Here is an 11943-nt window from a genome sequence, read left to right as displayed (position 1 = left end):
GTAATCGTAGAAAGTCGGCGCGGTCCCGAGGGCCTGCAAATCGTTGTACTTCTGCTCGGCCAAGGCGAGATATTCGGCTTTGCTCATGGCGGTGGTGGGGGAGGTAGGCATGACACAAGTTACCAATACGCCGCGACAATTTGAATTGCACCCGTTCAAATGCGAGCTTTCATGGAGAAATTTTAACAAAATTGAACTGATACGGCATGCCGAATTTGACGATGGAAAAAGCCTGCTCAAGCAGCTTATTACAGAAGGCAATGAGGGCCAGCTTGTCGTTCTTGCCTTTGGCCACAAGGCGGTCATAAAGTGGTTTATGCATTAATTTCATACTAACGCTTGTTAATACTACACGACGTATAATGCATGGCAGGTTGCCGCATTCTATATGCTCTTCGTTTTCGCTCGACAACAGGTGCTATGCTCGCAAGTGCTTTCTTCCTAAACATGCTGTGGTGAATAGTACTTTTGCGTGAATCAAGCACTTTATCATCAAAATTGCACTAAATCGGTCGTTATTGCTTTAATAGTTGATTACCCTCGATAATGTTTACTTATCGAGGGTAATCACAATGTACATTTGGGCTTCCAAATCCATTTCGCTTTTTCGCCAACCCCCCGTCGGACCCTCTGCTCGCCATGGAAACATTGCCCATCCCCTCCGAATCGCAAGCGGTCGGCACCGCTCGTCACATTGATGAGTACGCTGCGGCCGGCGCGCGCTACGTGCAGACCGGCCAGCAGGGCGCGGCCAATACCCAGCGGGCCTACGCCGGCGATTGGAAGCGCTTCACTGCCTGGTGCCGCGAGCACGGGCGCGAAGCTTTGCCGGCCGACGTGCTCACGGTGGCGGCCTTTGTAACGGCCCTTGCCGAGGCCGGCAAAAAGATGGCCACCATCCAACGTCACTGCGCATCCTTAAGTAAGGCTCACCAATTGGCGGGGCTGCCTACGCCGACCGACGACCGCCAACTCAAGACTCTGCTCGAAGGGATTAGCCGCGAGAAGGGCGTCCGCCAAAAGCAGGCGCCCGCGTTCACGCTCGCCTACTTCAAGCGCGTGCTGCAGGGCATCGACACCGAGCGACTTGACGGGGTGCGCGACCGGGCGTTGCTGCTGCTCGGGCTGGCTGGCGCTTTCCGCCGCGACGAACTGGCCAGCCTCGACCTAGCGCACCTGCGCTTCGACGAGGACGGGCTGGTAGTTGAATTGTCCAAAAGCAAAACCAATCAGAAAGGCGAAGCCGAAGAGAAAGCCATTTTCTTTTCGCCCGACCGGCGCAACTGCCCGGTGCGGGCCGTCAAGGACTGGTTGGCGGTGCTCGAGCAACACGGGCGCACGAGCGGGCCGCTGTTCCTTTCCTTTCACAAGGGCCAGCGCCTGAGTCGGCGCCGGCTCAGCACCTTTAGCTTGAACGAGATTGTGCAACTGCGCCTGGGCGCGCCCTACACGGCCCACTCACTGCGGGCCTCCTTCGTTACCATTGCCAAGCTCAACGGGGCCGACGACGCCGAGGTCATGAACCAGACCAAGCACAAGACCACCGACATGATTCGGCGCTACACCCGCCTCGACAACGTGCGACAGCACAATGCCGCCCAGAAGCTCGGCCTATAGAATCAGAAAAGAGAACCCTATTATATAAGGAGTAGCCATGCGCCACTACGGCGGGTTCGCCTCGGACTGTTTTAGTGCACAAACTGCTTCCAGTGCTCCTCTGAAACGATGTTGATGCCGGTACCTTTCTCGCGGAGCTGAACGGCCTTCTCAATCTTGCGGCCGTGGCTGGTGTTAATCCAGTCCCGGCTGGCGAAGACCCCGATGATGACGTAGTTGGTGGTCTTGGTCGGCGCTGAATCCGTAGGCAGGCCGCCCAGGGCGGCAATGGCATCGAAAACAGCCGTCCGGGCCCCGTACGCAAACTTGCCGGTCACCACAAACTGCTGGTTTGCGAACAGCAGGGGGTGCGGCTGGGGCACGCACAGCGGCAGCGAGGTCGACAGGTTCTCGGCCATCGGCAGCGGTTCCTGCGTGAAGCCGCAGAGCGCTTCCATCACGTCTTTGAGCTCTGCCCGCTCTTCCGCATCGCAGACCCCGTCGGCGAAAATGCGCTCGATACGCTGCAGCACGTCGGTGAAGGGCCAGACCGGTTCGGCGGGCGCGTGCTTGCGCACCCATTCGGCGAAGAAAATGGCTTCGTTTTCGTTCACTTCGCCGTCGGCCAGAATGCCGGTGCAAATGCCCACGAGCTGGTCCACGGCCTTGGCCGTGTTATTAGCCCGCTGGAATAGGCGCACGGGCTGGCCGTGGGCATCACTAAGGGTAGGTTTGAGGTGGTCGGGTAAATCTGGACAGAATAGGGTCTTATCTTTCCAATGTCATGAAAGACAGTCCCCAACCCAACAAACGTCGGCGCTATGATGCGGCCTTTCGTGCCGAAGCCCTGCGCCTGGCCGGTGAAAGCCGCTCAACCCAGGCCGCAGCACGCGCCCTGAACATCGACCCCAAACGCATTTATAAGTGGCAAAAGGAAGCGCTTACGCCGGTAGCGGCTGCCCGCGGGGCGGAGCTGGACCCGGCCACGGCGGCCGAGTTGCGCCAGCTGCGCGCTGCCAACCGGCGGCAGGCGCAAGAACTGGAAATTTTAAAAAAAGCCATTGCCATCTTCTCGCAGACACCAGACCAATGAGCCGTTATCGTTTCATCGAAGCGCAACGCGACCACTATCCCGTGCGCCTACTCTGCCAGTTGATGGCGGTGCCGGCCAGCGGCTACTACGCGTGGCAACAAGCTCAACACCAAAAGGTAGCGCAGCACGAGCCGGCGTGGGAAACGGCCCTGGTCAAGGCATTTGGGGTGCATAAACGGCCTTGGTTAAAAGTTTGGTACAAAAGTTAATCGGCGGCCTTGTCAACTGCCGGCTTTCGGTGGGCATGGATGACCACTTTGCGGTGGCGTAAGTACTTGTAGAGGGTGACCTTGGAGATGTTCAGGCGCTGGGCAATCTCGTTGACGCCGAGTTGCTGCTCGCGGTAGAGCGTTTCGGCGATGATGGCCGTGCGTTCGGCCTCTTCCGAAAGGCCCCGCTGGCGGCCGCCCACCCGGCCCCGGGCGCGGGCCGCGGCCAGCCCGGCGTGGGTGCGTTCGCGAATCAGCTCCCGCTCAAACTCCGCGAGCGAGGCAAACAGGTTAAACACGAGCCGGCCCTGCGCGGAGGTCGTGTTGATGGCATCGGTGAGGGAAACCAGGCCCACCCCCAGCTGTTGGAAGTCGCCCACCACCTGCAGCAGGTGTTTGAGCGAGCGCCCCAGGCGGTCGAGCTTGTAAATGTAGACCGTGTCGCCGGTGCGCAGCTGCGTCAGCAGCCGCTCCAGTTCGGGGCGGCTGGTACTGGCGCCCGAGACCTTCTCCTGGTAGATGGTTTCGCAGCCGGCTTTGGTCAGGGCGTCGAGTTGCAGTTCCAAGTTTTGGTCGCGGGTGGAGACGCGGGCGTAGCCGATTTTCATGGGGCAAAGTACAGGTTATTCGTTGCGAAGGTACCCTTTTCTGTACTTTGATTGCTGAACAAGTTTTCTGTACCAAATCGACTGGTTTTGGCGTGTCTTCGCCGTGGTGGCCACCGTTCGAAGACTTGTACAGGAATACGTTCGTTTTACTGTACAAGCCAGCGGGCTACTTTTAGGATTTATTCCCCTCCTAATGGCCCGCCACTTGCCTTTACTCGATGCGAACCAGCGTCGCATGTTTGACCAGCCCCCGGTCTTCAATCAGCCGCAACGGCAACTCTTCTTCGCTTTGCCCGACTGGGCTACCCGGTTTCTGGATACGCTGCTGGCGCCGCACAGCCGGGGCGGCTTCGTGCTGCAGGTCGGCTACTTCAAGGCGACCGGGCGCTTCTTTCCCATTGACCGGTTCCTGGCGGCTGACCAGACCTACGTGCAGCAGCGTTATCACTTGGGAGCGGTTGAGTGGGCGCGCTACGACAAGGTCACCCGTTTCTACCACCGGGAGCAGATTCTGCAGCAATTTGGGGTGCCGCCCTTCGAGCAGGTCGAAGCCGCCGTGCGGCAGCAAGTGACGCATTTTGCCCGCCAGCAGATGAACCCGGTGGCGGTGTTTCACTCCGCCGCCGATTACATCCGCGCCCATCGCTGGGAAGTGCCGACCTACGCGGCGCTGGCCGGCTTCGTCACGGAGGCCTTCCGCACGGTCGAGCAACAGCTCATCACGCAGCTAGCACACCACCTGACGCCGGCCGTGCGCCAGCAACTGGACACCTTGTTTACCACGGAAGAAGATGCCCCGGCTCATTCGCACCGGCCCTACCGCCTGACCACGCTCAAGCGCAGCCTGGAGCTGATGCGCCCAACGGCTATCCGCGCCAACGTGCAGGACTACGCCGTGCTGCAGACGCTGTTTAGCCAGGTGTACCCCATGGTGCAGGCCCTGGACTTGTCGGAGGAGGTCGTGCGCTACTACGCCCGCTACGTCGAGCGGACGCAGGTTTTTCAGGTACAGCAGCAGGCCGACAAGAAATATCTGATGGTGCTCTGCTTCGTGGTCTACCAGTACTACCAGGTCGGCGACCTGCTGACCGAAACGCTGCTGCAGGCCGTGCAGACCCACCGCAACGCCGCCCAGCGGGAAACGCAGGAGCGCGTCTACCGCCAGCAGCAGGACTCGGCCGGCCAGCTGCGCCAGGTGCTGGAAGGAGTGGTCAGCCACGGCGCGGCGCTGGCGCGGTTGGAAGAAATCGCCTTTTCGTTTGCGCGCACCAACGAGGAGAAGGTGACGGCCCTGCTGGCCTGGCTGCAAACCCCGGCCGTGGCGGATTTTGCGCAACTGGGCCACACGGCGCAGCAGTTACGCAAAGGCGGCGGGGGCAGTCGCATCGGCCCGTACTATCAGGTCGTGGAGGAGCGCTCACGCGCCCTCCAGCGCCGGCTGGGCGAGATTTTGCGCACCGTGGCCTACGAAGGGGCGGCCGATAGCCCGCTGGCGCAGGCCCTTGCCCAGTACCGGGCGCGGGACGGACAGGTGAGCGCTCAGCCCCCGACGACCTTTTTGAAAGCCGCGGAACGGGCCGCCCTGGCGCAGGCCGAAAGCCCCGTTTCCCTGTACAAGGCCCTGCTGGCTGGCCACGTGGCCGACCACCTGAAAGCCGGCAAGCTGAACCTGGCCCACTCGCTGCGCTACCGCCCCTTCGACACCTACCTGCTGGAGGCCGCCACGTGGGAGCAGCAGCGGGACGCGTTGCTGGCGCAAACGGACCTCGTGCACCTGCGCGAGCCGGGGCCTTGGTTGACCGAGTGGCAAGCCAAACTGGCCACCGCTTTCGCCCGCACCTGTGAGCGGCTGGACGCCGGCACCAACCCCGGCGTGCGGGCGCGCGCCAACGGGCGACCCCGCTTCCTGACGCCGGCCCGGCCCCTGGACGGGGACGCCCCGGTAGCGCGGCCGCTGTTTCCCGGGCCGGGGCTGATTTCGCTGCACGAGGTGCTGCACACGGTCAATCAGCAGTGCCGCTTCACCGACTGCCTCACGCACTGGAGCCCGCGCAATCGGCCGGCCCGACCCGCTGAGCGGGTCTTCTTCGCCGGGGTCATGGCCTACGGCTGCAACCTGGGCCTGACGCGCATGGCCCACGCCACCAAGCACGTGGCCCAGTCCGCGCTGGAAAACACCGTCAACTGGTATTTCTCGCTCGAGAACCTGCGCCAGGCCAACGACGCGGTTATCGCGCTGACGGGCAAGCTGCCCGTTAGCCGCCTCTTCCAACGCCACCCCGAGGCGGTGCACACGTCCTCCGATGGCCAGAAGTACTACGTGGCCGTCGATTCGATTCACGCCACGCATTCGTACAAGTATTTCGGCCAGGAGAAGGGCATCGTTTCCTACGGCTTTCTCGACGACCGCCACCGGCTCTTCTACTCGACCACGTTCAGCTCGTCCGAACGCGAGGCCGCCTACCTGGTGGATGGCTTGCTGCACAACGACGTCGTGGAATCGACCATCCACAGCACCGATACCCACGGCTTCACGGAAGTCAATTTCGCGCTCACCGCCTTGCTGGGGATTGAATTCGCGCCGCGCATCCAATCCTTTCAGGACCAGCAACTCTACGCCTTCGCCGGCATGGACGTGCCCGACCTGACGGCCTACGGCCTGGCCCCGGTCAAGTACATCGACCACACCCTTATCGAGGCCCAGTGGGATACGCTGCCGCGGCTGGTGGTGAGTCTCAAGCAAAAGCACGTCACGGCTTCCACGCTGCTGCGCCGGCTCAATTCCTATTCCCAGCAGCACCCCGTCTACCTGGCCTTGCGCGAGTTGGGACGGGTGGTGCGCACCGAGTTTCTGCTCCGCTACATGGACGACCAAAGTCTGCGCAAGCGCATCGACGACCAGCTGGACAAGCTCGAAAGCACGCATACCTTCGCCCGGGCCGTGTTCTACGGCCAAAACGGCCAGATTCCTTACGCCGGCAAGGAAGAGCAGCAACTAGCGGACGTCTGCAAACGGCTGGTCCAGAATACGATTGTGTGCTGGAACTGTCTCTACCTCAATCAGTATTTATTCCAAGCCCCGGCGGCCGAGCGCCAGGCGCTGGCTGATGCTATCGCAGCTAGTTCACCCGTGAGCTGGCAGCACATCAACCTGCACGGCGAATTTGACTTCTCCGACGACGCCCTCAAGGACTCGCTCCGCTTCGATGTAGAGGCCCTGTTGGCTTTCAACTGGGAGCACACCGCTAACCTTCCCGATTAACTTTTGGACCAAACTTTTAACCATGGCCATACATGTCGCTCACCGCGCGCTGGTCCTGCCGGAAGGTGGCAATTTTGCGCGAATCGGGCGACCAAAGCAGCACCGGCTTGTCGGTGGTGGCGTAGCCCGCGTTGTCGGTGGCATAGCCAAAGTCTTTGATGCCGTCGGTCGTTAGCGGGGTTTCGGCCTTGGTTTTGGTGTCGCGCACCCACAGGTTGTAATTGCGGAGAAAGGCCACCCGCCGGCCGTCGGGCGACGCGACTTCGTTTTGGGCACTGGCAACGTCGCTCGGGCCAAGGACCGGGGTGGGGTCGGGGCTGACCTGGCCGCTTGCCGCTTCGTACTGCCAATTCTTGTCCCCGGCCGCAAATAATAGCCGCTGCTCATCGGGCGAAAACGAGAAGGTGCGAAACGGCAGGCGGGCCGCCTCGTAGCGTTTGCCGCTGGCCGTGCCCAGCGCCGCCGCCAGCTTGGTCGGGTCGAAGGCGGCAGTTTTGGTTTTGCGGGCCGGGTCCACCAAAGTAAATTCGCTGCCCTGCGGCGTAAGCACCCGGTACCAAAACCGGTCGCCCGGCAGCCAGGTGGGCGGGCTCATGCTGCGGTCGACCAACGGCGAGGTGTTGTAGCCCAGGAAGCGTTCGGCCCGGGCGTAGTCCTGTGCCGTGAGGACGGGTAGTTGCTGGGCGGATACCGCCGTCAGGAGGCCAACGCTAGCAAGGGAAAGCGTAAGTATAAACTTGTACATAGGCGGGGTTGAAAAGCCTGCTGAAAACGGTTGTTGCCGGGGAAAGGTACTGGCGAGTAGGGCTTGTGAAGCGCAGCCGGGAAACAAAATCACGCGAAACCCGGTCAAGTGGATGGTTATGGGAGCGCAGCCTGCAGGTGCTTGCGGTAGCGTTTGACGCTGGAGAGGCTGATGCCAGTCAGTTCCACGGTTTCGGCCACGGACAGGCCTTTTTCGAGCGCTTTGCGCACTTTGGCCAGGTTCTCGGCGTCGAGCCCCTTGGGCCGGCCGATGTGCTTGCCCTGGGCCGCGGCCAGTTGCTGGCCGGCCTTGGTCTTCTCTAGGATGCTTTCGCGGTCGTACTCGGCCAGCGAGGCGAAGATGGAGAGCATGAACTTGCCCGCCGGCGTGGTCGTATCGATGCCCAGGTCCAGGGCCTTGAAGTGAATGCCGCGCTGGTGAAAGGAGTTGACCAGGTGAATGACGTGGTCGCGGCTGCGGCCCAAGCGGAAGAAGCGGGCCACCAGCACCGTGTCGCCTTCGCGCAGCAGCCCCAGCAGCTCGTCGAGCGCCGGCCGCTGCAGGCTCATGCCGGTAATCTTGTCCTGAAAAATCTGGTCGCACCCGGCCTTGGTCAGGATGTCGAGCTGGGTGTCAAGGTTCTGGTCGACGGTGGAAACGCGGGCGTAGCCGAAGGTTTTGTTCATAAGGGGTCAGAAAGCCGGGTTCACAAAGATAAACCTCGGTTTATTTTTGGCCCGACTTTCTGACCCTTGTTTTCAGGCGGCTCGCCGCCCGGCGGGGTGCGGTGGGGCGTGGTTCGGAAAGCTATGGCTTTTTGGGCTTAGCCGTAAACTGCTTAGCGTAAGTTTACCCCCTTGCTGCTATAAGAAGGCCAACGTGGTCGAGGACTGGAACCGGGAAGTGCTGGGCATCGAAGTGGATTTTTCGCTGCCCGCTACGCGGGTCGTGGCCCTGCTCACGCAGCTGGTCAGCTGCCACGGCGTGCCGGCCCGCATCCGGGTCGACAACGGCCCCGAACTGATCAGCCAGGTGCTGCAGACCTGGTGCCTGGACCAGGGCATTGACTTGCAGTGGATTTAGCCGGCAAGTCCGACGCAAAACGCCTACATTGAACGCTTTAACGGCTCTTTTCGCCGGGAACTGCTCAACGCCTATCTCTTTACCAGCCTGCGCCAGGTGCGCGAACAGTGCCTGAGCTGGCAGTACGACTATAACCATCTGCGGCCCCATCAGGCCCTCAACTTCTTAACACCCATCGAGTTTCGACAAGCTGCCTGACCTCTAGTTTTGACTGGCTCACTTTGAGGGGGAGCTTACACCGCCACCGCCAGCACAGTGGCCACAGTAGTTGCAATTGGAGCAAGCCCGGCAGGAGGCGTCACCAGAGCACCGGGCTAATTTGGCCAACGGATTGGCCAAACGAAAGGAAGCCTTGCGGTGGGTGGAATGGCTCGCTTTACCGCCCCCATCATTAGGAGGTACGGCTGCGGTGAACAGCAGAGAAACCAGAAGTAGGAATAGCTTCATGCGGGTGGGATTTGCCATCTTCTGTGAAAGAGTGGCGAAATCTACACTCATTCCGAGACAATGCCAACCACTCTCAATAAAGAAATATGCAATCCCATAAATAGACTCCTATGTTGTTCTATTTAAACTGCTAGCTCAATCGCTGTTAGAAAAAAATAAGTCTCTAAAATACCAGTATTCTAATTGCTTACAATCCAAAAAACAGGTATTTCTACCTAGTTGGTCTGTTACATCACCATCGTGCGCTCGTACCCTTTCGGTAGCTCGCGCAGGCGCTAGACGATGTTCCAATCACGCCGCGCCTGCTCTTCCGTAATGGGGGTTCTCGTTACAAAATGCTGCCATCATGGTCACGGGCGCGTAGTTCAGCGATGCGGGCGGTATTACTTGAGTGGCCATCTTTTGGAGGTGAGGAAGTGGGCAATGGTGCTAAGAGAGCAGCAAAAAGTGTGGGGCAGTTGGGATAAGCGGCCGTGGGTAAGGTTTCGGTCGGCACAGGCAACACGTTAGTGGCCGCAACTGCCCCACACTTTTTGCTGCTCTCCAATGGTGTGCGATTGCGAGGCCTCACCAGCCTCAATCCATTCCCGGCGTTGCCGCCGGTTGCGAATACCGCCCCGTTATTGCACTTGCAGCTGCTGGGACCAAACCTGGTGGCCGACCTGCACCTGCAGCACGTACCTGCCGGCTGGTAAGCCCGCCACGCTGACCTCCTGATTCCCCCCGGCGGCGGCTACCGCCACGTTTTGGGTGCGCACGGCCCGGCCCAGCGCGTCGCGCACGGTCAGAACCGCTTGGCTCCCTCCCAGCCTGGCCGGCCATTGCACCGTGGCGCGGCCGTGCGCCGGGTTGGGAAAGATGCTCAGCCCGGTTTGCAACGGCCGGGTTGAAGCCGTGGCCAGCGGCACGTCCTGCAGGTAGGCCAAGTAGCCAATATTCAACTGAAACGTGCTGGGGTCGGCCAGCGTCGTGGCACCAAACACGCCCGCGTACTTATAGCTGCCCCCCACGTACACCCGGCCACCAGGACTCACGGCCACTGCCCCGGCCCCGTTGCCGTCGAGGCCCCCTCCGCGCTGGGCCCACGTGAACGCCCCGGTCGTGCCGGTATCCGTGAGCTTGGCCACGTAGCTACTGGTAGGCCCGGCTGGCGCGACCAGGGTACCTACTGTCAGGTCCGCGTTGGGGCCGCAAAGTCCCGCCACGTACACGCCCGTGCTGTGCGCGGCCAAACTTTGCGCAGTGTAATCAAAGTTAGCGGTAGACCCCATGCGCACGGCCCACCCCACGGTGCCGGCACTACCCGTGTCGGTGAGCCGGGTGACAAAGCCACTCACAAATCCAGACGAGCTATTATAAGCGGCCAGGGAGGTGGTGCCAAACAGGGCCGTTCCATAAAACTTGCCGGCCACGTACACACGGGGGCCGTTGACGGCCAAGGCCAGGGGCGTGACCGTGCTCCCACCCATGCGCTGTGCCCACCCGACCCCGGCACTGGTGCCGGCATCCGTGAACTTGGCGACGAACGTGTCGGCTGCCCGGGTGGTTCCCCCCGCATTGGCTAGCGTAAGACTGCCCACCAGGGCGGTAGGACTGGAGAAGATGCCCATCACGTACACGCTGCTCCCATTGACGGCCACACTGGCCACGTATTCAGATTCCGCTCCAGCCACGGTTTGTACCCAATTGAAGGCCCCCGTCGCCCCAGCGTCGGTGAGCTTGGCTACAAAGCCGTCGATGCTGCTGGAGGAGGCCGGATGTTGGGGCTGAGCCAGCGTACCGAAGGTGAGGTTGGTGGTGTTGCCCATGTACCCGGCCACGTACACGCTCGCCCCGTTCACGGCAACGCCGAGGGCGACATCATAGTAATGGCCGCCCGCCCGCAGGCCCCAGGTGTAGGTGCTACTGGTACCGGCATCGGTAAGTTTGACCACGTACGCATCGTAGCCGCCGCCGCTCGGTTGGAGTGGGACGGTACTCGCGCCAACGTAAAGCCGAGGACTGATAAAGGAGCCCACCACGTACACATTCGAGCCGTTAACGGCGAGGCCGGTAGCGTTTTCAGTCGAGCTGCCGCCAATGCGCTGCACCCAGACAAAGCGGTTGGCCGCCGCGCTCCACTTGGCTACGAACCCGTCGTAATCCCCAAGGCTATTCACGACAATACCGCTCAGGTCCAGGGCGCCGGCGAACGAGCCGGCAATGAAGACGTCGCCGGCAGCGTTGGTCACCGCCGCGGATACGGAGCCGCTGGAATAATTGAACGAAGTCAGCCGCACCGCCGATTGCCAGGCGGGTGTCTGGGCCTGCGCGTGCGCAGCGACCAGCAGTAGCAGTCCGAGGAGGAATGGCCGAACAAGAATAAGCTTCGACGGAAATAGTGCTAATGGCATAAGTAAGCTGGGGCCAAAGGCCTTAAGAATGAATATGATTAAACTAACAGGTAGCGTAGTGCGGATGTCGCCCGTGTGCTCTTTGCTTGGATGTTTTAACCACTATGAAACCCATCTGCAAAATACCTAGAATCTGGGCTTCGCTGAAGAGGCGTTCTTTCATGACCAGCTAAAAATAGAAGAAGTGAAAAATTACAACGACTCTCTGTTTTTGGCTGGCTCACTTTTAGGGGAAGGTTGAAGATAGACAGGGAGGTTGATAACACTGCTACCAATAAGCCTCGCATGCTTTACGCCAGCTCCAGTTGGTACGCGGGCACGACGAGCACTTCCTGAGCCAGGGCCGGGGTGGCGGCCACCAGCCCCTGCCGGTACTGCTCGGCCTCCAGCTGGGTGGCAAAGCGGGCGTGGCTCACCGGCTCGTAGACTTCCAGCGTGGCGGCGTGCACCACCGCGTAGGCGTCCTCGGCCCAACTCACGGCTTGCGCGGCCCGGGCCGCGGGCCGC

Annotated in this window: 11 protein-coding genes and 2 pseudogenes; 6 read left to right on the top strand and 7 right to left on the bottom strand. The window is 61.1% G+C overall.

Going from position 1 to position 11943, the window contains the following annotated elements; translation table 11 throughout:
• Positions 1 to 169: 169 nt before the first annotated feature.
• A complete protein-coding gene (locus GM79_RS24830) occupies positions 170 to 295 on the bottom strand; it encodes a hypothetical protein (RefSeq protein ID WP_410471178.1) in 126 nt (41 codons plus the stop codon).
• A gap of 344 nt (positions 296 to 639) precedes the next feature.
• Here GM79_RS24830 and GM79_RS09665 point away from each other — a divergent pair, with 344 nt between their 5' ends.
• Entirely contained in the window at positions 640 to 1617 is a 978-nt protein-coding gene (locus GM79_RS09665; RefSeq protein WP_035562911.1) for a site-specific integrase, read from the top strand.
• 71 nt (positions 1618 to 1688) lie between these two features.
• Here the strand turns inward: GM79_RS09665 and GM79_RS09660 are convergent, their stop codons facing one another.
• Complete coding sequence (locus GM79_RS09660; protein ID WP_035562908.1) at positions 1689 to 2297, bottom strand: BRCT domain-containing protein; 609 nt, start codon at positions 2295 to 2297, stop codon at positions 1689 to 1691.
• An 83-nt stretch (positions 2298 to 2380) separates the two neighbouring features.
• Here GM79_RS09660 and GM79_RS09655 point away from each other — a divergent pair, with 83 nt between their 5' ends.
• Both GM79_RS09655 and GM79_RS09650 read left to right on the top strand, forming a co-directional pair.
• Entirely contained in the window at positions 2381 to 2689 is a 309-nt protein-coding gene (locus GM79_RS09655; protein ID WP_035562905.1) for a transposase, read from the top strand.
• On the top strand, positions 2686 to 2898 hold the full coding sequence (locus GM79_RS09650) for a hypothetical protein (protein ID WP_035562903.1): 213 nt from the start codon (positions 2686 to 2688) through the stop codon (positions 2896 to 2898). Before GM79_RS09655 ends, GM79_RS09650 begins: the two co-directional genes overlap by 4 nt.
• A gap of 17 nt (positions 2899 to 2915) precedes the next feature.
• Here the strand turns inward: GM79_RS09650 and GM79_RS09645 are convergent.
• Positions 2916 to 3506: pseudogene (locus tag GM79_RS09645) on the bottom strand (recombinase family protein); the annotation flags it as partial.
• 193 nt (positions 3507 to 3699) lie between these two features.
• Here GM79_RS09645 and GM79_RS22920 point away from each other — a divergent pair.
• Complete coding sequence (locus GM79_RS22920) at positions 3700 to 6768, top strand: Tn3 family transposase (RefSeq protein WP_051718707.1); 3069 nt, start codon at positions 3700 to 3702, stop codon at positions 6766 to 6768.
• A 16-nt stretch (positions 6769 to 6784) separates the two neighbouring features.
• Here the strand turns inward: GM79_RS22920 and GM79_RS09635 are convergent, their stop codons facing one another.
• Together GM79_RS09635 and GM79_RS09630 are read right to left on the bottom strand one after the other, a co-directional pair.
• A complete protein-coding gene (locus GM79_RS09635) occupies positions 6785 to 7513 on the bottom strand; it encodes a DPP IV N-terminal domain-containing protein (RefSeq protein ID WP_035562896.1) in 729 nt (242 codons plus the stop codon).
• A 116-nt stretch (positions 7514 to 7629) separates the two neighbouring features.
• Complete coding sequence (locus GM79_RS09630) at positions 7630 to 8199, bottom strand: recombinase family protein (RefSeq protein ID WP_035562893.1); 570 nt, start codon at positions 8197 to 8199, stop codon at positions 7630 to 7632.
• 193 nt (positions 8200 to 8392) lie between these two features.
• On the opposite strand from GM79_RS09630, the gene GM79_RS25415 reads away from it, so the two are divergent.
• A complete protein-coding gene (locus tag GM79_RS25415; protein WP_051718706.1) occupies positions 8393 to 8596 on the top strand; it encodes an IS3 family transposase in 204 nt (67 codons plus the stop codon).
• A 12-nt stretch (positions 8597 to 8608) separates the two neighbouring features.
• A pseudogene (locus tag GM79_RS26495) lies at positions 8609 to 8794 on the top strand (integrase core domain-containing protein); the annotation flags it as partial.
• Positions 8795 to 9663: 869 nt separating this feature from the next.
• Here GM79_RS26495 and GM79_RS09620 read toward each other — a convergent pair.
• Together GM79_RS09620 and GM79_RS25410 are read right to left on the bottom strand one after the other, a co-directional pair.
• A complete protein-coding gene (locus GM79_RS09620) occupies positions 9664 to 11436 on the bottom strand; it encodes a T9SS type A sorting domain-containing protein (RefSeq protein WP_035562890.1) in 1773 nt (590 codons plus the stop codon).
• Between the two features lie 290 nt (positions 11437 to 11726).
• Positions 11727 to 11943: hypothetical protein (locus GM79_RS25410; RefSeq protein WP_035562887.1), on the bottom strand; the 217-nt coding region annotated here is incomplete at its 5' end.

The organism is Hymenobacter sp. IS2118 (genome assembly GCF_000715495.1).
Lineage (GTDB): Bacteria > Bacteroidota > Bacteroidia > Cytophagales > Hymenobacteraceae > Hymenobacter.
Note: the sequence above shows the minus strand (reverse complement) of the source record. Positions and strands in the feature narration are given on the sequence as shown.

What these genes read in the sequence shown, in the direction of transcription:
- GM79_RS09635 (WP_035562896.1), bottom strand. Translation starts at nt 7,513, where the DNA reads ATGTACAAGTTTATACTTACGCTTTCCCTTGCTAGCGTTGGCCTCCTG.
- GM79_RS09620 (WP_035562890.1), bottom strand. Translation starts at nt 11,436, where the DNA reads ATGCCATTAGCACTATTTCCGTCGAAGCTTATTCTTGTTCGGCCATTC.
- GM79_RS09665 (WP_035562911.1), top strand. Translation starts at nt 640, where the DNA reads ATGGAAACATTGCCCATCCCCTCCGAATCGCAAGCGGTCGGCACCGCT.
- GM79_RS09630 (WP_035562893.1), bottom strand. Translation starts at nt 8,199, where the DNA reads ATGAACAAAACCTTCGGCTACGCCCGCGTTTCCACCGTCGACCAGAAC.
- GM79_RS09650 (WP_035562903.1), top strand. Translation starts at nt 2,686, where the DNA reads ATGAGCCGTTATCGTTTCATCGAAGCGCAACGCGACCACTATCCCGTG.
- GM79_RS22920 (WP_051718707.1), top strand. Translation starts at nt 3,700, where the DNA reads ATGGCCCGCCACTTGCCTTTACTCGATGCGAACCAGCGTCGCATGTTT.
- GM79_RS09655 (WP_035562905.1), top strand. Translation starts at nt 2,381, where the DNA reads ATGAAAGACAGTCCCCAACCCAACAAACGTCGGCGCTATGATGCGGCC.